General features: G+C 47.8%; 20 protein-coding genes. 13 read left to right on the top strand and 7 right to left on the bottom strand.

The genetic code is table 11. The features are described 5' to 3' along the window. Positions 1 to 3 precede the first annotated feature (3 nt). The 10 genes from O6P32_RS09140 to O6P32_RS09095 all read left to right on the top strand — a co-directional run bounded on the left by O6P32_RS09140 (position 4) and on the right by O6P32_RS09095 (position 11619). Complete coding sequence (locus O6P32_RS09140; protein ID WP_269878141.1) at positions 4 to 855, top strand: hypothetical protein; 852 nt, start codon at positions 4 to 6, stop codon at positions 853 to 855. Between the two features lie 40 nt (positions 856 to 895). After that, on the top strand, positions 896 to 1759 hold the full coding sequence (locus O6P32_RS09135) for a fimbrillin family protein (RefSeq protein WP_269878139.1): 864 nt from the start codon (positions 896 to 898) through the stop codon (positions 1757 to 1759). Positions 1760 to 1880: 121 nt separating this feature from the next. Beyond that, positions 1881 to 3704 carry a fimbrillin family protein gene (locus tag O6P32_RS09130; RefSeq protein WP_269878138.1) on the top strand — a complete coding sequence of 608 codons (1824 nt, stop codon included), beginning with the start codon at positions 1881 to 1883 and terminating at the stop codon, positions 3702 to 3704. A 193-nt stretch (positions 3705 to 3897) separates the two neighbouring features. Further along, entirely contained in the window at positions 3898 to 4557 is a 660-nt protein-coding gene (locus O6P32_RS09125; RefSeq protein ID WP_269878136.1) for a hypothetical protein, read from the top strand. A gap of 71 nt (positions 4558 to 4628) precedes the next feature. Continuing rightward, entirely contained in the window at positions 4629 to 4943 is a 315-nt protein-coding gene (locus tag O6P32_RS09120) for a type II toxin-antitoxin system RelE/ParE family toxin (protein ID WP_269878135.1), read from the top strand. A gap of 10 nt (positions 4944 to 4953) precedes the next feature. After that, positions 4954 to 5298, top strand: coding sequence for a HigA family addiction module antitoxin (locus O6P32_RS09115; RefSeq protein ID WP_269878134.1), 345 nt, complete (start codon positions 4954 to 4956; stop codon positions 5296 to 5298). Positions 5299 to 6216: 918 nt separating this feature from the next. Further along, the gene (locus tag O6P32_RS09110; RefSeq protein WP_269878133.1) at positions 6217 to 8631 is read left to right on the top strand and encodes a DUF4922 domain-containing protein; all 2415 of its coding nucleotides are present in this window, start codon (positions 6217 to 6219) and stop codon (positions 8629 to 8631) included. A 21-nt stretch (positions 8632 to 8652) separates the two neighbouring features. Continuing rightward, complete coding sequence (locus O6P32_RS09105; protein ID WP_269878131.1) at positions 8653 to 9963, top strand: SpoIID/LytB domain-containing protein; 1311 nt, start codon at positions 8653 to 8655, stop codon at positions 9961 to 9963. Continuing rightward, positions 9964 to 11226, top strand: coding sequence for an MFS transporter (locus O6P32_RS09100; RefSeq protein WP_269878130.1), 1263 nt, complete (start codon positions 9964 to 9966; stop codon positions 11224 to 11226). Between the two features lie 15 nt (positions 11227 to 11241). Beyond that, positions 11242 to 11619 (top strand): hypothetical protein, encoded by a 378-nt coding sequence (locus tag O6P32_RS09095; RefSeq protein ID WP_269878129.1) that lies wholly within the window; start codon positions 11242 to 11244, stop codon positions 11617 to 11619. An 88-nt stretch (positions 11620 to 11707) separates the two neighbouring features. Here the strand turns inward: O6P32_RS09095 and O6P32_RS09090 are convergent, their stop codons facing one another. From O6P32_RS09090 to ilvD, 7 genes are all read right to left on the bottom strand, one after another. Then, positions 11708 to 12796, bottom strand: a complete 1089-nt coding sequence (locus O6P32_RS09090) for a tetratricopeptide repeat protein (RefSeq protein ID WP_269878128.1) — start codon at positions 12794 to 12796, stop codon at positions 11708 to 11710. Between the two features lie 11 nt (positions 12797 to 12807). Next, positions 12808 to 13335 (bottom strand): nitroreductase family protein, encoded by a 528-nt coding sequence (locus O6P32_RS09085; RefSeq protein ID WP_269878127.1) that lies wholly within the window; start codon positions 13333 to 13335, stop codon positions 12808 to 12810. Between the two features lie 317 nt (positions 13336 to 13652). After that, a complete protein-coding gene (gene ilvC, locus O6P32_RS09080; protein ID WP_269878126.1) occupies positions 13653 to 14696 on the bottom strand; it encodes a ketol-acid reductoisomerase in 1044 nt (347 codons plus the stop codon). A 204-nt stretch (positions 14697 to 14900) separates the two neighbouring features. Then, positions 14901 to 15647 (bottom strand): acyl-[acyl-carrier-protein] thioesterase, encoded by a 747-nt coding sequence (locus O6P32_RS09075; RefSeq protein ID WP_269878125.1) that lies wholly within the window; start codon positions 15645 to 15647, stop codon positions 14901 to 14903. A gap of 122 nt (positions 15648 to 15769) precedes the next feature. Beyond that, entirely contained in the window at positions 15770 to 16318 is a 549-nt protein-coding gene (gene ilvN / locus O6P32_RS09070; protein ID WP_269878124.1) for an acetolactate synthase small subunit, read from the bottom strand. Positions 16319 to 16333: 15 nt separating this feature from the next. Next, positions 16334 to 18037: a biosynthetic-type acetolactate synthase large subunit gene (gene ilvB / locus O6P32_RS09065; protein WP_269878123.1), complete on the bottom strand. Its 1704-nt coding sequence runs from the start codon at positions 18035 to 18037 to the stop codon at positions 16334 to 16336. A 32-nt stretch (positions 18038 to 18069) separates the two neighbouring features. Beyond that, positions 18070 to 19872 (bottom strand): dihydroxy-acid dehydratase, encoded by a 1803-nt coding sequence (gene ilvD, locus O6P32_RS09060; RefSeq protein WP_269878122.1) that lies wholly within the window; start codon positions 19870 to 19872, stop codon positions 18070 to 18072. Positions 19873 to 20388: 516 nt separating this feature from the next. Here ilvD and O6P32_RS09055 point away from each other — a divergent pair. From O6P32_RS09055 to O6P32_RS09045, 3 genes are all read left to right on the top strand, one after another. Beyond that, positions 20389 to 20979 (top strand): FKBP-type peptidyl-prolyl cis-trans isomerase, encoded by a 591-nt coding sequence (locus O6P32_RS09055; RefSeq protein ID WP_269878120.1) that lies wholly within the window; start codon positions 20389 to 20391, stop codon positions 20977 to 20979. 187 nt (positions 20980 to 21166) lie between these two features. Continuing rightward, positions 21167 to 22000: an ATPase gene (locus O6P32_RS09050; RefSeq protein WP_269878119.1), complete on the top strand. Its 834-nt coding sequence runs from the start codon at positions 21167 to 21169 to the stop codon at positions 21998 to 22000. Positions 22001 to 22038: 38 nt separating this feature from the next. Further along, a complete protein-coding gene (locus tag O6P32_RS09045) occupies positions 22039 to 22743 on the top strand; it encodes an SIMPL domain-containing protein (RefSeq protein WP_269878118.1) in 705 nt (234 codons plus the stop codon). Positions 22744 to 22863: the final 120 nt, after the last annotated feature.

Below are 22863 nucleotides of genomic sequence, written 5' to 3'. Positions count from 1 at the left end.
AATATGAAAGCAAGACAATATATAAATATGATGGGAATGGCAGCCGCCGTGCTGCTCTCTTCCTGCGTGAAGGACACGCTATATGACACGCCGCATCCCGACAAGGGAGCTGTCATCGTCAGCCTGACGGGACTGTCGGCAGACGATAACTATGTACTCGACATGGACAGGAAGGTGGCCGACATTACAGGTTCGCCATTCACCAATCCCGACCTGCTCAATCCGGGAACACACAGTATGGTAATCTATAACCGTGCGGAAGGTTTCACTTTCGACGGACGGATGGCACGGGTCAATGCCCCTGATGGCAAGAGCCGTGCGGACGGTGCATCCGTCATCCCCCTGCCGGGCTATCTGAAGACCGTCAGTCAGGAGATAACTGTAACAGCTGACGACACGCTGCGTGTCAACCCTGTTCCGCAGCAGCGTGTACGTGACCTGCAACTGGAACTGGAAGTGACACAGGGACGCCCCGAACTGATACAGAGCGTGACCGCCACCCTCAGCGGCATAGCCGGAATTTTTGATATGGAGAAGGGACAGACCATCGGCGAACCGACCTCCACGGTCTTCTCCTTCACCCGTGACGGCAGCAAGCTCACGGCCGACGCCCGCCTGCTGGGTACGATGGGAGCCGTGCAGACGCTGGTACTGGACATCGTCTTTACCGATGGCGGACGCACACAGCGCACGGAAGTCGACCTGACGGAAGCCCTTGAGGACTTTAACGGCGATATGACCACCACCTACCGTGTGACCGGAACACTGGAAACCCCCGTCGGCATGGAAGAAGGCAAGGGCGAAATTACCGGATGGGAAACGGTAGAAGGTGGTGATGCCAGTGCGGAAATGTAACGGTAACTATGCAATTTAACAATTAAAGACTATAAATATAATGAAGACAAGATTTTTTGCTTTCGCAGCGCTGGCATTGACACTTGCCGCCTGTAACAACGACAACGAGAACCTGAATGACGGCCCGGTAGCCGCCAAGTTTATCGCCGACATTACGCCCGCTACCCGCGTCAATTCGGAAGGAACCGACTGGACCGACGGCGACCGCATCGGCGTCACCGGCGCAGGCTTCACCAACGTGCCCTACAAGAGAGAGAACGGTAAGTTCGTGACCGACGGTACGACCATCTATTTCAATGACACCGAAACGCATACCTTCCATGCCTACTATCCGTATCAGTCTGACGGCGGAACGGTGACCGTCAGCACCGCAGCCGACAAGCAGGGCGCGGACATCGACTTCCTCTTTGCCTCGGGAGCCACAGGCGACACCCACAACCCGACGGTGAGCTTCACCGGCGACCATGCGTTCCACCACTGCATGAGTCTCATCAAGTTCACCTTCAAGGCAGGCGATGGTCTCAGTTTCAACGAAACGGAACCTGCCGGCTACACGTTGGAGGGGCTGAAGCACGAAGGCACATTCGACACGGCTACCGGCACGACTGCCGTAACCGCAGCCTCCGAATCGCCGATTACCATGCAGCTGGGCGGTGCCACCACTTCGCAAGTCATCATTCTCCCGCAGGAAGTGACCTCCTCTCTTAACCTTAAAGTGTCTTACAACGGACAGAGCTACAACGCCCAACTGAAACTGCCTGCTACACCCACAGCCAATTTCTACACAGCAGGCTATGCCTACACCTACAACGTAACGCTCAAAAATAAGGACGTCGATGTGAGCGACCCCACAATTAACCCGTGGGAATCCGGAGATTCGAACGATGCAAGCGCCACGCTGTAAGTTCTGCACCGCTGCCCCGGCGCAAGCGTCAAGCCGGAGCTGCCCATAGACAGAATGGTGCGACGGCCGCCTTCGCAGGCGGCGGCAGCACAAAACGAAAACAAATAAAAAACAACCCGATATGAAGAAAAGACATTCCATCCATGTAATTCTTGCCGCAGCCGCGCTGCTCCTTGCCACGGCTGCCTGCACGAAGGACGAACTGGCGGACGGCGACCTTCTGCCCGAAGGACAATACCCGCTGGAGATAGCCCGCATCACCCTCGGCGTGGAGGGCGGCGAAGCGCAGCCGTGGGGCGCACCGGCGACGCGCGTCAGCGAGACCGTGGACGGCACGGGCAGCGTGTTCGACACGGGCGACCCGTTCGCCGTGCAGATAGACGACGGCACAGAGACTGCCACCTACACCGTGCAGGACGACGGCACAGCCACCTCCGACGCACCCCTCTACTGGACGAACACGACACCCAATCGCACCGTCAGCGCCTGGTACCCCGCAAAGAGTGGCACCCTCGACCTCGGCGACCAAAGCCAAAGTCTTGCCTACCTGCTGGGCGGCTCGGGCACGGGAGACTACCAGACACCCGTCACGCTGACCTTCACCCACCAACTGGCCAAGGTGCGCGTCACGCCCACCGGCGATGCGCTCGGCGAAGTGCAGAGCCTCCAGCTCTATACCTACACACAGTGTACTTATGAAAAGGGCACGGTAGTGCAAGGCTCGCAAGAGGGCTGGATAGAGATGAAGCGGTGCGAATATACCGAGAACGGCAACGCCATCACCTGCTGGGAGGCGAACGTGGTGCCCGGCTACACAATAACCAAGCTGCAGGCGAACGGCACCGAGGAGCGCGAACTCTCCTCCAGCATCACTCCCGTGGCAGGCAAGTTCTACAACATCACGCTGGATAAGGACAAGGGATATACCGACGACGGACAGGGCAACTACACCGTGACCTCCGCCGAGGGATTGAAGGCTGTGGCAGACATAGCCAACAACGGTAATCTCGGTATCAACATTACTTTGACTGAAAACATCAATCTCACAGATATGGACTGGACGCCGATAGGCATAGACTATAACCACCAATACACCGGCACCTTCAACGGCGGCGGCCATACCATTACGGGGCTGACCGTTACGGGAAGTGACCAATATGTGGGTCTGTTCGGCCACATCGGCTCCGGCGGCACGGTGAAGGATGTGACGCTGGAGGAGGTGAAGATAGAAAGCAATAACGATATGAGCGCTGTCGGCGGCGTGGCGGGACGCAGCTATGGCACCCTTGAAAACTGCTCGGTGTCGGGCAGCGGCAGCGGCAGCGGCATTGCTGGCGGTGTAGTAGGCTACCAATCGGGCGGTTTCCTTACCGGGTGCAGCTCCTCGGCCACAGTGAATGCCGGGGGTGTAGCCGGCGGCGTGGCAGGTCTGACGGATAGTGGTGCCACCCTGACCGCCTGCTATGCCACGGGCGATGTGACCCTTGAAAGTATCAACTCAGGCGGCAACTTTGTCGGCGGCGTGGTGGGAAGTAACACATCCTGCACCCTCAAAGCCTGCTATGCCTGGGGTAGCGTGACCGGTAGCGGAAGTGGCACCATCTATGTAGGCGGCGTAACGGGAACCAATGATGAGGGTACCCTGACCGCCTGCTATCATGCCAATGGGACTGTCAGCGGCCCGGCCGGAACCACAGGCGGCGTAACGGGACGGAACTATAAATTTTTCAATGACCCTGTCATCACCGCCTGCTACTGGGGAAGCAATCCCGACACAGGCATCGGCTACAATGAGGGAGGCAGCACCACCATCGAAACCACCAAAGTGACGGACGGCGACTGGCAGAATGCCGTTACACAGATGAACGCCGCCCTGAGCGGTAAAGGCTGGCAGTACGAACTCAAAGACGGCAACAGCCTGCCTGCCTTAAAGAAGGAACAGTAAACCGTCGGGCGGGAAAAGTTACGCCCGAAACGGAAAATAACCGAAGTATAACCCAAAAAGAAAAGAACTCCCATTCCGGGCGGGAGTATTGTGCCCGGCAACATCATACAGACACCGCAGCCCGCTACCGTAAGGTCAGTGGGCTGCATTTTAATAAGGAGAAAAGAATAATATAAAAAATGAGGTAACCCGCATGAAACAGAAAACAATAGCAACCAGACACCTGCGCACCAAGATAGCGGCAGGATATGTGCTGATACTATTCGTCATTTTCGGCATCGTCTATATTTGGCTCAATGAACAGAACAGACAACAGGAATTGGAAGCTACTACCTACAAAATAAGAAGTCTCCGCAAGGATGTACACGAGGTATATATGAAGGTAGTGGATTTATCCATGATTGGTGAGACCGTGCTGGACTGGAATGAGGAAGACATGGCGGCGTACCATGAGAAGCGACTGGAAGTGGACAGCCTGCTCAGCCGCTTCAAGTCCAAAACCTGCCGCAGCGAGCGTATAGACAGCATATGCCAGCTGCTGGCTGAAAAGGAAAAATTGCTGAATAGAATCATGCTGGTACTCTACGAACAAGAAGAGATAAAGGAAAAGATAGCAAGACAAGTGCCAGCCATTGCGTTGAAAAGTTCACAAGAAGAACCGAAAAAAAGGAAACGGACAGGCTTCTTAGGACTGTTCGGGAAAAAGGAAAAAGCGAAACCGACCGCAACGACCACCATGCTCAATACGCTGAACAGCGGTATGATAGCCCGCCAGAAAGAACAAAGCGAGAGGTTGAGCCAATACACCGACAGCCTTTCTGTAAGAAACAGAAAACTTATGGCAGTTATATAAAATACTTCCACTTATATAGTGGATTATTGCGGATAATCTATTATCTTTGTGTGTGAACAATACAAAGTAGCATGGAAATAATATTCAACGAAAAGTATTTGAAGGAAATGTACATTACGGGGCAGACGGACAAGAGGCACCGGTATCAGCCACAAGTGGTACGGAAATATATACGTGTTATCAACATAATGCTGGAAACTCCGAATGTACAAGGGCTTTTGAAATACAACTCGTTGAATTATGAAAAGTTGAAAGGCGATAAGGCAGGTCTTTCTTCTGTTAGAGTTAACGACCAGTACCGCATTGAGTTTGAGGAACGGACAAGAGAAGTTGAAACTATCGCTACAATATGCAATATAATAGATTTATCGAACCATTATAAATAACAGACGACTTATGATTGAGATACAAGGAATAGATCCTACTATGATTGCCAACAACCTCACTCCGGCATATCCTACTCACCCTGGTGAAGTCCTGAAAGAAGAGATTGAATACCGCAAGATTTCGCAGCGTAAGTTATCAGAGCAGATGGGAATCTCCTATAAAATGTTGAATGACATTCTTAACTGCCGTCGTCCTGTTACGGCACAGACAGCAATGCTCTTCGAGGCAGCTCTGAATATACCTGCGGATTCACTAATGCGTCTGCAGTTGAAATATAACATGTGGCAGGTCGCCGCCAATCCCTCTTTTATGGAGCGTCTGAAGCAGGTACGCAAGTATGCCGCCATGCTGTAACTCACGTTACATAGAAAGTTTCCTGTCCCGCTTCTCTTGATAAAAGGGGAAGGTGGAACAGGTCTTTTGGATTGAAAATAGCCCGTGCCATATTAAAAAAAGCCAATATGCTGTAAGTATGGGATTTCTGTTAGTTGCCGGTGAAGTGGAAGAATAAGAAGGGGCAATCACTAGACTAAAAAGACAAGAAATAAACAAAAGAATCAAAATATTACACTGTCTTTCCCAGGAACACCCCGACAACGGACAATGCTCCCAGTTGTTCCATTTTTCGTTTCAGCTGCCTGCCTACTCCGTACATTCTTCATCGCAGAAAACTACACTTCTACTTCTTCAAGCAGGTCAAATTCTTCTACCATACCGTTTCTGTTTTTAATTACATGTTTAAGATGGCCATAAATCACTGTGCCATTCTTCTTTTCAAATGATTCTGCCAGACTATCTTGAGTTATATATGCTTTAGTCTGGCTGCTTGATTTTGCTAAGAAAAGAATAACGCTTTAATTTTCAATCCTTTTTCTTTTATTTTTTAGTGGATTGGTCGCACGTTAAGACTGGATTTCGATTCTGTCCGCTACGGAGGATAACCGAAGTATAAACCCAATAAAGAAAAGAGGACGTGATGGAACACACGGCGAATCCACTTGTGAGAGAGGTTGTGTTGGAGGTTATAGAAAAGTGAGATAAGAGAATAAAAAACAGGAGCCTTCGGCGGTCACTTCACCGCCGGAGGCTCCTTGTTTTTTGGAGACAAAGAAGAGAAAGAGTGAATACCATTAAAGTCAAAGAAAACGAAAACAATGAATGAACTCGTTCCTTATGCCGGATTGAGTTCGAAGAACAAGAACGTTTTTATATTCATTTATTCGGCCATTCCATAGAATTTACGTAAGTTTGTTTTCTATAAATTGATAAGATATGAACCAGACTATAACGTGCTATCTCCTATATGGGGACAAAGAACTGTCGGATAAGAATATAAAGCACTTCACGGAAAGTCCGTGCGTGAAAGACATCTGCTTGCTTACCAACCAGCATATACCGGAAACCACATTACCGGAAAATTGCCGTGTCTTGCCATACGGTTCATTCGATTCTACCTCTGCCCTGACACAAATTGCAGCCCATACCTCTACTCCCTACCTGCTTATCTATACCAAGCCACAGATATTGCAATGGGGAGAAATGGCATTGGAAAGAATGATCGATTATCTGTCGGCTCCAGAGTGTGGAATGGTATATGCCGACCATTATCAGGAAACCCAGAACGGACGACAGCCTCATCCGGTTGCCGACTATCAGCCGGGCAGTGTACGCGATGACTTCGACTTTGGCTCCGTACTGCTGTTCAAGACCGATTGTTTCCGCAAGGCACTCCGCCGTATTACACTGGAACCGGAGTATCAGTTTTCGGCTCTCTATGCATTGCGTCTTGCTCTTTCCGAGCATGCAAGCCTTACGCATATACACGAATTTCTATATACGGAAATAGAAGAAGACACACGCCTGTCCGGAGAAAAACAATTCGACTACGTAGACCCTCGCAACCGGCAAGTGCAGATTGAAAGAGAAGTAGTCTTTACGCATTACCTGAAACGGATTGGTGCTTATCTTTCTCCTGTGAAACATACAGTAGATTTATCAGCCGGAGAGTTTGAGTACGAAGCATCTGTCATTATACCGGTCCGCAACCGGGTGCGTACCATCGAAGATGCCATCCGTTCTGTACTGACACAGGAAACCAACTTCCCGTTCAACCTGATTGTCATCGACAACCATTCTACCGACGGGACCAGCGAAATTATCGAACAATATAAGAAAGACAAACGGGTGATTCACCTCATCCCCGAGCGGACAGATTTAGGTATCGGAGGTTGCTGGAATCAAGGTGTACATCATCCGAAGTGCGGACGCTTTGCCGTACAACTGGATAGTGACGACCTGTACAGCGTTCCGGATACCTTGCAACGTATCGTCGACAAGTTTTATCAGGAGCAATGTGCAATGGTAATCGGCTCGTACCGCATGACCAACTTCGACTTGCAGACATTACCGCCCGGGGTAATCGACCACAAAGAGTGGACAGACGATAACGGACACAACAATGCATTACGCATCAACGGTCTGGGAGCACCACGGGCATTCTTTACTCCCGTTTTAAGAGAGATACGGGTACCCAATACAAGCTATGGCGAAGATTATGCACTGGGACTGGCATTTTCACGCCGGTACCGCATCGGCCGTATTTTCGACGTACTCTATCTGTGCCGCCGCTGGGAAGGAAATTCCGATGCAGCGCTCAGCATAGAAAAAACAAATCAGAACAATACCTATAAGGACAGTCTGCGTACACTGGAAATCAGCCATAGAAAAGCATGGGCAGCCGCACAAGGTCTCACTGCCGGCTCCGGCTTCGTTGCACACCAACTGGATACCTGGGAACTGGCTCATCGGAACTATGAAGCACTACAAAATATACAGACACGCAGATTTGAAATAGACGGCAACCAGATTACCATACAGTTTAATCCGGCCCGTGCCGTATCGACCTGCGCTGCTACAGACAAGGCTTCCATTGCTGCACGCCCCTGTTTCCTTTGTATGGAGAACAAACCACAGGAACAAGACAGTCTGACCATTGAACTCGACGAACCTTTCAGCCTGCGCATCAATCCGTATCCTATATTGCAAGGCCATCTCACCATTTCCAGCCTTCGCCATCAGGAACAGACTCTGGCAGACAAAACGGCACGTCAGCTTCCGGGAAGACTGCTGGAATGGATAGAAAACTATTTCGACAAAGGATATGCCCTGTTCTACAACGGGGCACAATGCGGTGCTTCTGCCCCCGATCATTTTCATTTTCAGGCAGCACGAAAAGAAGACATACCGTTTATTGCCCAATGGGAACGGCTGATGAAGACAGCTCTCCAGACAGCAGAAGCAACGGATGCCGATGGAAACATCTGCCGCAGCTATCAAATCAAGGATTATGTATGTCCGGTTCAGGCATTCATCACCGCAGGAAGCTACACTACCCCTCCTTCTCTGATAGAGCAATACCTGCACACACTACCGCTGCATGAAGGAGAAAGTGAGCCCCGCTACAACTTGTTTGCATGGAAAGACGGACAGAGAGGATTTACAATAGCCTATTTCCCAAGAGACAAACACCGTCCTTCCTGCTATACCGCACAAGGAGAAGCACAACTTCTAGTCAGTCCGGGAGCCTTGGATATGGGAGGACTCATTGTAACCCCACGCGAAGAAGATTTTAATAAAATAACCCTGGAAGACCTCCGGCAGATATTCGGAGAAGTCGCACATCATTAAACCACACATACGCATCAATATATGAAAGAACCTGAAATAAGTATCGGCATTGTCAGTGCCCAGAAAATACACTTTACCCTGAACGCACATTTCCTGGCAAAAGGAGAAACGGTAGACGGACCACAAGTAGTAGCATTCGAAGACGGAGGCATACTATGGAACGGCAATGTATACCGCGAACTGACCTTTACCCCACTGGAAAATGAAGCCTCTTTCTCTTTGTACGATGTCACAATCGGTATCAATTTCCATTGGGAACGGCAGGAAACACAAGTATTCAGAGGAACATTGAAATTAGTGGTAGACGAAGGAAAGATTGTAGCCATCAATCTGCTTCCGGCAGAAGATTACCTTATCAGTGTGATTTCTTCGGAAATGAACTCGGCTTCATCTCCCGAGTTTCTGAAAGCTCACGCTGTAATCTCACGCAGCTGGCTGCTGGCACAAATCGAAAAACGGAAAGCCATGAGCCAGCAACCTGCCGATTTCTTTTCGTTCATCAAGACAGAAACAGAATACATCCGCTGGTACGACCGGGAAGACCATAGCATCTTCGATGTCTGTGCCGACGACCATTGCCAGCGCTATCAGGGAATCACCAAAGCAACCAGCCCGGCTGTAGAAGAAGCTGTAAAGACCACCAAAGGACAGGTACTGATGCACAAAGGAAGCATCTGCGACGCACGCTTTTCCAAATGCTGTGGCGGAGTAAGCGAGGAATTCAACTACTGCTGGGAGGACAAAAAACATGCCTATCTTTCGGCCGTGCGCGACACCGGCTCAAACGAACCGATTCCCGATCTTTCGGACGAACAGACCATACAGCAGTGGATTCGTACCTCTCCAGCCTCGTTCTGTAATACAAAGGATTCGCATATCCTTTCACAAATCCTGAACAATTACGACAGGGAGACGACCGACTTCTACCGCTGGAACGTGCGATATACGCAGGAAGAACTGGCAGAACTGATTCGTAAAAACACCAAGACCGATTACGGACAGATACTCGACCTCATCCCAATGGAACGTGGAAAATCCGGACGTATCAGCCGTCTGAAGATTGTAGGAACAAACAAAACGCTCATCATAGGAAAAGAACTGGAAATACGCCGTACGCTATCGGAAAGCCATCTGTTCAGCTCGGCCTTCGTGGTAGACAAAGGACAGGAGGAAAACGGAGCGCCCGCCTGGTTCGAACTGACAGGAGCCGGATGGGGACACGGAGTAGGACTGTGCCAGATTGGAGCAGCCGTTATGGGGGAACAGGGATACAATTACAATGAAATCTTGCTGCATTACTATCGGGGTGCAGAAATAAGGAAACTGTACTAAATGAACACACCATCTGCCTGGAAGTGGGTACCCAGTCTGTATTTTGCAGAGGGGTTACCTTATGTCATTGTCATGACCCTGTCTTTGGTCATGTACAAACGCATGGGCATATCGAATACCGACATTGCCCTGTATACCAGCTGGCTGAACTTGCCCTGGGTAATCAAACCGCTGTGGAGCCCGTTTGTCGACCTTATCAAGACGAAACGCTGGTGGATTGTATCCATGCAGTTACTTATCGGAGCCGGACTGGCCGGAATCGCTTTTACCATTCCCACCGAACATTTCTTTCAGGTGACACTGGCGGTATTCTGGCTTCTTGCATTCAGTTCGGCAACCCACGATATTGCAGCCGACGGATTCTATATGCTGGGACTCACCCCACACCAGCAGGCACTGTATGTAGGCATACGCAGTACCTTCTACCGGATTGCAACCATTGCCGGACAGGGAGTACTGATTATGCTTGCCGGCTTTCTGGAGAAATCGGGACAAGGCATTCCGTATGCCTGGGCACTGACTTTTCTGCTTGCTTCCGGATTATTGCTCGCACTGTGGGTCTACCATGCCTACCGGCTGCCTCGTCCCGAACAGGACCGGGCTGTCCGTCAGCACTCGGCCTCCAGCCTGCTGTACGACTTCCTGCAGACCTTCCGTTCTTTCTTCAAAAAAGAACAAGCCGGAGCTGCCATTCTCTTTATGCTGCTCTACCGGCTGCCGGAAGCCCAGCTTGCCAAGATGAGTATTCCTTTTCTGCTCGACCCGGTATCCGAAGGGGGACTGGGAATGACGACCGAACAGATTGGGTTTGCCCAAGGGACCTTAGGCATCATCGGACTTACGGCAGGAGGAATATTGGGAGGACTGGCTGTAGCCCGTCACGGACTCTGCTACTGGCTGTGGACCATGGTATGGGCTATTTCTTTACCCGATATCGTCTATGTGTATCTAAGTTATTTCCCGGATAGCAGCCTGATTCTGATTAATATTTGTATCTTTATCGAACAGTTCGGATATGGCTTTGGCTTCACGGCATATATGCTCTATCTGATTTACTACTCCCGAGGCAGTCATCAAACCGCACATTATGCCATCTGTACGGCTTTTATGGCATTGGGAATGATGTTGCCCGGCATGATAGCCGGATGGTTGCAGGAAACATTAGGCTATCCGCATTTCTTTGTATGGATAATGATATGCTGTATCGCTACTTTCGGCGTCACTGCCTTACTGAAAATAGATCCTGAATTTGGGAAAAAATAACTTACTTATACACGTATGAAAACTATAAACCGTTTTTTAATGCTTGCGGCAATGATAGTTGCCACTGCATGTACTACAGACGATGAACCGACAGAAATTACAGGCAGATACGGCAATCTGACCGGAGAATCGGACACAGTCATTACTATTGGAAAAACCTCCGATGGGTATAGTTTCCAATGTACTTACGAAGTATTTCCAAAAAGCAGAGCAGACAACTACTACGTATGGAACGGAACCTTTAAAAATACCCCATCGGATGTAGTGACCGACAGTCAGGGAAATAAAATCGGCAATGTATCGATAAGTAGCGATGCAGTTACCTTCACTGCCACCACACAACGTCCGGGCACGTACAAGGCTTACCGCGACGAAATGGCCGACATGCACTAATCCGTTCTGCCTACACTACTCAGATTATATTATTCCGCCCCTGTCATATCTGTATCCGAACAGATGTGCAGGGGCGGAATGATGAAAGCTAATTCCGTTGCAAGCGTTTCACTGCGAGGTGATGTCCCTCTTTTGCCGCTTGTCTGTACCATTGCATGGCTTTATCCATATCTGTATATCCCAGCCATCCCTCTTCGTATGCCTGTCCGATGCGATAATGTGCATAAGGATCGTCGGAGCGCATATAAGCCTGAAATGCGTGGGGCAAGGAAGCAGGAAGCGTGCCACAGCCCTTGCGGTAAAGGTCGCCCAAATTGGTCGGTGCATAATGCCGGTCGCCTTGCTGTGTCGCCTGCTCGAACCAGTATTCGGCAAGATAACCGTCTTGCGCTACTCCGATGCCTTCCTGATAAATGGTACCCAAATCATTCAGTACCACTCCATCCACTTTCTCTCCCCGCTTGAAACATTCTCCTAAATGCTGAAGCATCTGCACATCTTCTGCAGCATAACTTTCCCAGGTCTCTGCCCCATCCAGTTGCCACGACTTCACTCTTCCTACCGACACGTGTTGAGGCACATCCACCATAACCTCGTTTTCACTCAAAGCCTGATCTTCTTCTACTTCCTGCTCCGTGGCCTGGAGTAGCCGGCTGTTACGCATCAGAAACTGTGTGTATCCGTAGATACGTGGAGTGGAAGAATGCAATCCTGCCCCTACCCCTGCCAACATGTCTTCCGATACATAGGTGAATGGCTTGAACGGTAAGGTAAGATAATAGCGGGGAGCAATGGAAAGAACCGATTTCAAGGTAGCAATCTCCTCGCCGATGGTCTCTGCTATCCAGTCTTCGTTGTAATATTCGAATGCAGACACCCCTTTTATCTGCAATGGAGTTCCGTTTAAGAAACGGTGCAGACAATCGGCAAGATAAGGGAAAAACTTATAGTCGGCAAACGATGCCATCCCGTCCATCCAGATTTCATATTTGCCTTCTCCATGATCGGCCAGTACGAAAAAGGTGGTAGAATGCTGTGGACGTTTCAAATAATAATAGGTTGAAGTACCGTCTGTGCCTTCGGCTTCCAGATCGACAGGAACTTCCAGATCGATCAGGAATTGAGACAGACTGAACGACACGGAGTGATGCGAGATGACAGGTAAAATATGCAACATGAAGATAAAATTTATTTCACAATGCGGTAATATCCTTCCTTACGTGGTTTTGCCTCAGCAGCTTCTCCCGCCGGATAACCCAATGACAAAGCACCTATACCGACCAGTCCTTCGGGCAATCCCCACTGTTTCATCAGTGCCTTGCCTTCTTCCGTAGAAAACATTTCCCGCTCGCGGTGAATCCAGCAACTTGCCAGACCGATGGTATGAGCAGCCAGCATCATGTTCTCCAGTACACAACTGCCGTCCTGTATCGGGTTGTTGGCATCGGCCGGAGTAAAGACCAATACATAAGTAGGAGCATCGTAATAAGGATTGGAGGTAACTCCCATCACCCGGGCATTCATGGCAGCCAGTTGTTTGCGCTGTTCCTCGTTCTGCACGGCCACAATATAAGGCGACTGCATACCACGTGAAGTGGGTGCATAAGTTCCGGCTTCGAGTACAGCCTTCAGTTCTTCGTCTGTAATCTGCTCCGGTTTATATTTACGGCAACTGCGACGTGTCTTTATAATTTCCAAAAAGTCTTTTCCGCTCATAGTTTCTTACTGTTTTTAATTGTATATAGTGATGCACAAACTTACAAAAAAATCGGAAAAGACATTCTGCACTTACCTAAAATAAAAACAAACAGAGAAAGGCTCCCGGTATACACCCACAAAAAGAAAGAAGAAAAAAGAGAAAAAGGAAAGCGTATAAAAACAGATGAACCGGTGTGCAGGAATATAAAAAAAGCTTCCCCAAGAAGGAGAAGCAAAGGGCGTCTCACTGCAATGAGACGAGTGTCCCACTGTAAGGAGACGGGCGTCTCACTATAAGGAGACACCTGTACCACTACAATGGGACACCTTTTATTTTAGTTGTTTTCAGGACGGAGTTTACGAACCACAGCTCCAGTCTGCCACATTTCGCTTTCGCGCAACTGACGGAGTTCTTCGTTCAGTTTTTCACGATAGTCCGGCTGTGAGTTGGAGTCGATAGAACGTTGTGCTTCTTCGCCGCTGGCTACAGACTGGTACAGTTTTTCGAATACCGGTTTGGTAGCATCGTGGAACGGAGTCATCCAGTCCAAAGCACCACGCTGTGCAGTTGTAGAACAGTTTGCATACATCCAGTCCATACCTTTGGCAGCAAACAGAGGCATCAATGACTGAGTAAGTTCTTCTACTGTTTCGTTGAAAGCTTCAGAAGGAGTATGTCCGTGTTCGCGCAGTGTTTCGTACTGAGCCAAGAGCAATCCCTGGATAGCTCCCATCAAAGTACCACGTTCGCCGGTAAGGTCTGAATATACTTCGCGCTGGAAGGTAGTTTCGAACAGATAGCCGGAACCTACACCGATACCCAATGCGATAACACGTTCGAAAGCACGTCCGGTAGCATCCTGGAAGATAGCGTAAGAAGAGTTCAAGCCACGTCCTTCGAGGAACATGGTACGCAAAGATGTACCTGAACCTTTTGGAGCAACCATGATTACATCGACATCGGCAGGAGGTACAATGCCTGTACGTTCTTTATAAGTGATGGCAAAGCCATGAGAGAAATACAGAGCCTTACCCGGAGTAAGATGTTTCTTAATAGTAGGCCAGCATGCAATCTGTGCTGCATCCGAAAGCAATACCTGGATAATAGTAGCGCGTTCGCATGCTTCTTCGATGCTGAAGAGTGTTTCTCCAGGTACCCATCCGTCGGCTACTGCCTTGTCGAATGTTTTTCCCTGACGCTGTCCCACGATTACATTGAATCCGTTGTCGCGCAAGTTCAATGACTGACCCGGACCCTGTACACCGTAACCAATGACAGCTATAGTTTCGTTTTTCAATACTTCACGTGCTTTTTCCAATGGAAATTCTTCGCGGGTTACTACATTTTCTGTTACACCGCCAAAATTCATCTGTGCCATTTTTCAATCTTTTTTAGCTAACTCCCTAAGGAGTTTCGGTTATTAAAACAATTTATTGAATATTGAATATGAGTTTTTGAGTTTTTAAGTTTTTGAGTTTGTTATTAATTTGGCAATCAAGCATTAATAAACTTATAAACTTAAGAATTTACGAACTTAAGAACTTAAGAACTTACAAACTAAAAAACTCATAAACTTAAAAACTTACTTAAATATCACTTTACTGCGAACAACGGCTTCACCGTTATTCTTCTTTACTTCTATATCGTATTCGTTTTCTCCCTTCTGTTCGCGATGAAAAGTAAGCGTATCGCCATAATAGCCTTCTGCCACATAGGCCACTTCGAAGCGGCGGACGGTTTTATCACGGAACTGCTCCATCGGAAAGAGGTCGAGAATATGCTCGATGTACTTGATACTGTTTACATGACCGTTGAGATCGATGTCGCTGTATTTGGCCAGATGTTCGCCCACCTGCTCCGGCTGCTCCATCTTGATACGTCCCGGTTTGTCTATCGGGCACTCTACATCGGTACAGATATAATCGGTGATTTTTCCGCCATGCAAAGCCAGCAAGTCGGCCGGCTTACGTGTCTGCATGCTAATCATCGCCCATACGGAACGAGCATACCCTATCGGTTTTCCTTCTGCATTCAGAATGGCAAAGTTACGGTCGGTAAACAGACGGTATACATTTTCTACCCACGTCTGTATGCTGAATTTTTCATAAGCACGGGGCAATTCATTCATCTCTACAGCCAAACGGGAAAGCACCCATGTGTAATGATTCTCGTTCAAGGTGGCAATACCAAATCCTCTGTCGGCTGCATGAAAACCTGCACAGTTCAGCAGGTGGTTGCCCAGCACTCCCATGGTCAGTTTTTCCGTGAAATCAACATGGAAAGGTTCTGCCACAAACTCATACGTTCCGACTTTATTCTCATTTACCATTTTTTGAGTTTTTAAGTTTGTGAGTTTTTAGTTTTTAAGTTCTTTAGTTTGTGAGTTCTTTAGTCTTTAAACTCCTTGGTTTGTTGTGGCTTCGATATAACATCACTGCCAAAAACAGTCCTTTATCTGTTGTTGTATCTTTCTTCGCGATGAGCCAGATACTCGTTTACTCTTTCGAAACAGCTGGTCGATACAGCAATTCGTCCGGAGCGTACAAACTGAAGCACACACTTCAGAGCCTTGAGTTCCTGATACAGCGAAGTAATGTCGTCGCTCATTCCGGTCAGTTCCACGATAGAAAAAGTAGGATTCACCTCTACAATATGAGCACTGTACCGGCGAATTACTTTCGATGCTTCGGGAGTGGACTGAAACTCCGGTGTAGAAACTTTGTACATGGCTACCTCACGCTGGAAAATTTCTTTATCGGTGAAATAATGAGCCTGTATCACATCCAGTTTCTTTTCTATCTGCTTCACTACTTTTTCAACGATATCGGCCGTTGTCCAGCAAGTAATGGTATACTTATGTACTCCTTTAATAGAAGATGCCGATACGTTGAGGCTCTCGATATTCAGTTGCCGACGGGTAAAAACAGCGGTAATCTGATTCAGTATACCTGCAATGTTTTCCGAATGAACAATGATTGTATATAAAGTTTTGTTTTCCATAAATCGCCTTTCTGCTTAACAGTCTAAATCCAACATCATGTAGTTTACAGAGCTTCCCGGAGGAGTCATCGGAAGTACGTTTCCTTCTTCTATCACACAAGCCTCGAGGAAGAACGGGCCATCGGTAGTCAACATCTCACGGATAGCCTCATTCAGATCTTCACGTTCTGCTACACGACGGAACGGAATGCCGTAGGCCGAAGCAATCTGTTTATAATCGGGGTTCATCATCGGAGTAAATGAATAACGGCGGTTAAAGAACATGGCCTGCCACTGGCGCACATTGCCCAAATAATTGTTGTTGAGCAGGATAATCTTTACAGGGGCTTTCTGCTCCATGATGGTTCCCAACTCCTGCATGGTCATCTGTAAACCACCGTCGCCCATAAAGGCACAAACCGTACGCTGAGGAGCGCCAAAGGTAGCACCAATAGCTGCCGGCAAACAGAATCCCATTGTTCCCATTCCACCGGATGTAACCACACTGCGATTTTGACTATATTTGAAATAACGGCAAGCCATCATCTGATTCTGGCCTACATCGGTCACCAATATTGCTTTATTTTCTGTGGCTTCACTTACCGCACGTACTACTTCACCCATATTCAGCGGACCCGAAGAAGGATGTATCTCCTTTTCAATCACCCGGGTATACTCTGTTTCTTCGTACGAAGCAAAACTGTTGATCCACTCTGTGTGCGTATTGGACTGTATCAACTCAGTCAGCAAAGCCAGTGTACGTTTACAGTCGCCTAATACCGGAACATCTACCGGCACGTTCTTTCCTATTTCAGAAGGGTCGATATCCAGATGAATGACTTTTGCCTGTTTGGCGTATGTTTCCAGCTTACCGGTCACACGGTCGTCAAAGCGCATACCCACCGCAATCAGCACATCACACTCGTTGGTCTTCACATTGGGGCCTAAATTCCCGTGCATTCCCAGCATCCCCTTATTCAACGGATGTGATGTAGGCAATGCAGACAAGCCCAGCAATGTACAGCCACAGGGAATATCGGCTTTCTCTACAAACGCACGCAATTCCTGCTGTGCATTTCCCAGCTCTACGCCCTGTCCTACCAACACCAAAGGTTTCTTCGACTCGTTAATCAGAGCTACAGCCTCGGCCAATGCTTTCGGGTTGGTTTCCGGATCCGGGTCGTAACTGCGGATGAAATCCACTTTCATCGGTTCGAAATCGGTCATATCAATCTGCGCATTCTTGGCAAAATCGAGAACAACCGGTCCCGGACGACCGCTGCGTGCGATATAGAAGGCTCTGGATACAGCCCATGCCACATCTTCTGCACGGCGAATCTGGTAACTCCACTTGGAAATAGGCTGGGTAATACCCACCAAATCGACTTCCTGAAAGGCATCCGTTCCCAAAAGTCCGGCTCCTACCTGACCGGCAATCACCACAATAGGCGTACTGTCTATCATGGCATCGGCCACTCCTGTAATGGTATTGGTAGCTCCCGGTCCACTGGTTACCAGACATACTCCTACTTCACCCGACACACGGGCAAAGCCCTGAGCTGCATGAGCCGCTCCCTGCTCGTGACGGACTAATATATGATTCAGTTTGTCCCGATGATCGTATAATGCATCGAAAACCGGCATGATGGCTCCTCCCGGATATCCGAAGATAGTCTTCACTCCTTCGTGCTCCAGCGAACGCATCAGCGCCTCCGATCCTGATATTCTTTCTTTACTCATAACTCTCCTTTTTTACGAAGCATAAATCTTCATTAATCCACAATTCTTACTCCACCTTTATCGGCCGAGCTTACCATGCTGGCATAAGCCCGCAAGGCTTTCGATACTTTTCTGTCGCGTGTGACAGGTCGCATCGGACGTGCTTCCAGTTCTTCCTCACTCAAACGTACGTTGATGCTGCGAGCCGGAATGTCGATTTCAATGATGTCACCGTCTACAATCTTACCGATGTTTCCACCGGCTGCCGCTTCCGGAGAAATATGTCCGATACTCAATCCGGAAGTACCTCCACTGAAACGTCCGTCGGTAATCAAGGCACATTCCTTACCCAAATGTTTCGATTTGATATAAGAAGTAGGATACAACATTTCCTGCATACCCGGACCTCCTTTCGGTCCTTCGTGAGTAATCACGACTACATCACCGCTTACGACCTTACCTCCCAGAATTCCTTCGCAGGCAGCCTCCTGAGAATCGAAGACTTTTGCAGGTCCGGAGAATTTCCAGATGCTTTCGTCTACTCCGGCAGTCTTCACTACACAACCATCCTGTGCAATATTCCCCTTCAGTACAGCCAGCCCGCCGTCCTTACTATATGCATGAGCTAAATCGCGGATACAACCCGACTCACGGTCTGTATCGAGTTCTTTATATACAGCTCCCTGCGATCCTAACTTGATATTGAACTTTCCGCCCGGTGCACTGCTGTAGATACGCTGTGCTTCAGGATTGACTGCCGGTGTACAAATATTATAAGCAGCGATGGCTTCGGCCAGTGTAGAACCGTCTACCCGACGTACTGTAGTATCGAGTAATCCCCCTTTAGCCAACTCGTTCAGGATATTAAGAATACCTCCGGCACGGTTTACATCCTGTATATGGTATTTCTGTGTATTCGGAGCCACTTTGCACAAACACGGAACTCTGCGGGAAAGCATATCGATGTCGTCCATCTTAAAGTCGACTTCTGCCTCGTGTGCCACGGCAAGCAGATGCAATACTGTATTGGTAGAGCCTCCCATAGCGATATCCAAGGTCATGGCATTGAGAAAAGCAGCACGGGTAGCAATGCTACGGGGCAATACACTGTCATCGCCCTCTTCGTAATATTTATAGGCATTTTTCACAATCAATGCAGCTGCATCCCGGAACAGCCGGGCACGGTTTTCGTGTGTAGCCACAATAGTACCGTTTCCAGGCAGAGCCAATCCGATGGCTTCATTCAGACAGTTCATGGAATTGGCTGTAAACATGCCCGAGCAGCTTCCACAACCCGGACAAGCATGACGCTCTATTTCTGCCACATCTGCATCGCTTACCGTCGGGTCGGCAGACTGGATCATGGCATCAATCAAATCAAGATGTTTTCCGTTCCAGTCACCCGCTTCCATAGGACCTCCGGATACAAATACGGTAGGAATATTCAGACGCATGGCAGCCATCAGCATCCCCGGAGTAATCTTGTCGCAGTTGGAAATACAAATCATCGCATCTGCTTTATGGGCATTGACCATATACTCCACACTGTCGGCTATGATATCGCGCGACGGAAGAGAATAAAGCATACCGTCGTGTCCCATCGCAATACCATCATCGATGGCAATGGTATTAAACTCTGCCGCAAAGCATCCTAACTTTTCGATTTCGGCCTTCACCTGCTGACCTATTTCATGCAAATGTGTATGTCCGGGAACAAACTGAGTAAATGAGTTTACAATAGCGATAATGGGCTTTCCCATCATCTCCGGCTTCATGCCGTTGGCAACCCACAAGGCGCGGGCTCCAGCCATGCGGCGGCCTTCCGTACTCATCGAACTGCGTAACTGGTTTTTCATCTTCGTATCTTTTCTTATCAATTAAAAAGCCTTTCTCCTGAATCAGTGAGAAAGGCTTTCATACATATCTTAGCATATACAACTATATACACGAACCTTCCTCACCTCTTGGCTGCAAAACCACGACGCGAATGACCTGCAAAATAATTAGGTTGCTATGTAAGATAGTTGCTTTCATTTCTTTATCAAAATTGATTATTGTGCTTGCAAAGGTAAAGGCTTTTTTGTAACAAACAAATAAAATGATAGTTTTTTTTCTAATAAATTATTAATCGTAAAAATGAAAGCCATTTTACTATCAGTTTATCACTTTTACACCTTTTCATCAGGCTGTAAAGGCTGCAATTTACAGACAAATGTTCATATATGTTTACCCAAGCACATAAAAAAGGCTTTTTTTCATCTTACCTTACTAAAAAACACTAAAACAAAAAGTATTTTCTCTGAAATCAATTTCCCTCATCCGAAATATCATTTTTATTTCCTACCTTTGCCGACAAATCAAAATATTAAAACATGGAAAATAAATACATTACTGTCGCATATAAGCTATATGCTATTACAGAAGGCAAGAAAGAGTTATTGGAAGAAGCTCCTGTAGAACATCCCTTTCAGTTCATTTCTGGAATAGGATATACTCTTGAAAAATTCGAAAACGAAATCCTTGCACTCAACAAGGGAGACCACTTCAACTTCACTATTCCTTGTGCGGAAGCATACGGAGAACGTGACGAAGAAAGTGTACGCGCCGTTTCAAAATCTATGTTCTGTGATGCAGACGGAAATTTTGACAGCGACAACATCTTCGAAGGAAACATCATCATGCTGAACGATGCAGAAGGTCATCAGTTCTACGCAAACGTAGGTGAAATCACTGAAGACAAAGTGGTACTCGACCTGAATCACCCGCATGCAGGAAAAGACCTGATTTTCGAAGGAGTTATCACTGAAATGCGTGAAGCAACCAACAAAGAAATAGAAGGTATGGTAAATCTGATGAGCGGTGAAGGCTGTGGTTGCGGATGTGACAGCTGCGGAGGCGGATGCGGAGACCACTCACACGAAGAAGAAGCCGGATGCGGTTGCGGATGCGGACATTGCCACTAATAGGATAGCTATTATTAATCCGATAAAGATAAAAGAGTAAATCAGTACCACTGGTTTACTCTTTTTTGTATATTTGAAGAATATAGGATGCGGCTTGGCATTACCTTCGTCCAAAAGCAAGCTTTTGTCTTGGTACTGCACTTGCCTTTCACTACATTTGTTTTATTAAGAATTTAAAAAGACGATTATGATACTCATTGCAGACAGTGGAGCCACCAAGACTGACTGGTATGCTGGAGACAATCCGGAAAACGGCCAACTGATAGAAACCAAAGGAATCAACCCTTTTCACCTAAAAGAAGAAGAAGTATTCCGTATCATCCGCGAGCAACTGGTTGCACAGCTGGCCAATGCCGATACGTGTACTGCCGTTTATTTTTACGGGGCAGGATGTATCCCTGAAAAAACAGGCATCATCCGCCGCTCACTGGAACACTTTTTCCCAAGAGCGGACATACATATTTACACAGACTTATTGGGTGCGGCTCGTGCCGTATGTGGAAAACAGCCGGGGATAGCCTGTATTTTGGGAACAGGCTCCAACTCTTGCCTGTACGATGGCGAACAAATTACCGACAGTATTTCTCCGCTGGGTTATATATTAGGTGATGAAGGAAGTGGAGCCTACATTGGCAAACGCTTCATCGCCGACTGCCTGAAGAGACAGCTTCCACGGGAAATAGCAGACGATTTTTGTCGGGAATACAAACTGACACCTGCCGATATTCTGGACAGAGTGTACCGACAGCCTCAAGCAAACCTTTTCTTATCGGCTATTACACCTTATATATATAGGCACAAAGACATTCCGGAAATACAGGCATTGCTCATCGACTGTTTTATGGAGTTTTTCCGACGCAACATCCTGCAATACAAACAAAAGTTACCGGTTTCTTTTGTGGGCTCCATCGCCTGCTTCTTTGAAAAGGAATTGCAGGAAGCGGCCTTGCGCTCCGGACTGCATGTAGAAAAAGTTATCAAACAGCCCATCAATAGCCTGATAGCCTATCATTGGACATAAAATATACCTGAATTATATTACTTTAAATTGATCAGATTATGAAGAACTTTAGAGTAGAAGCAATCATCCTAAGTATCGGATTGTTGCTGTTGGGAGTGTTCATAGAGCGTGGTTTCTCCGAATTTGCAGGAAGAGACCGCAGTGTAAACGTAAAAGGACTGGCCGAAATGGAAGTTCCGGCAGACAAAGTGACCTGGCCTTTAGTATACAAGAGCCTGGGCAACGACCTGAATGCATTATACGAGGAGATAAAGCGCTCCAACCGGACCATCACTGAATTTTTAAAGGAAAAAGGACTTACCGATAAAGAGATAAGCATCAATGCTCCTGTTATCGTAGACATGAAAGCAGAACGCTACGGTAATAATCAGGACTCTCCTTACCGGTACAATGTAACCACCGTTATTACTGTTACATCCAACAAAGTGGATTTGGTGCGCGGTCTTATTACTGAACAGGGAGAACTGCTGAAACGTGGTATAGCCATTACAACCGGCGACTACCAGTATAATATTCAATATGAATATACGGGCCTGAATACCATCAAGCCGCAAATGATAGAAGAGGCTACCAAAAACGCACGTCAGGCTGCCGAAAAGTTTGCAAAAGATTCGGAAAGTACATTGGGTAAAATACGTCATGCCAATCAGGGACAATTCAGCATCAGCGACCGAGATCCAAATACTCCGCACATCAAAAAAGTACGTGTAGTGACTACCATCGACTACTCACTGGAAGACTGATAACAGACAGCAGTAAAAGCACTATCAATCACATGAACTGACGCTATTAGTATCGTCGTCTGACGCGACTGTCAACAAAGACACATGATACTAATAGCGTTTTTTCATACAATAACCCTT

The organism is Phocaeicola acetigenes, from assembly GCF_027529745.1.
Taxonomy (GTDB): Bacteria; Bacteroidota; Bacteroidia; order Bacteroidales; family Bacteroidaceae; genus Phocaeicola; species Phocaeicola acetigenes.
The sequence above is the reverse complement of the archived record's forward strand: the minus strand, read 5'-3'. Positions and strand labels throughout refer to the sequence as shown.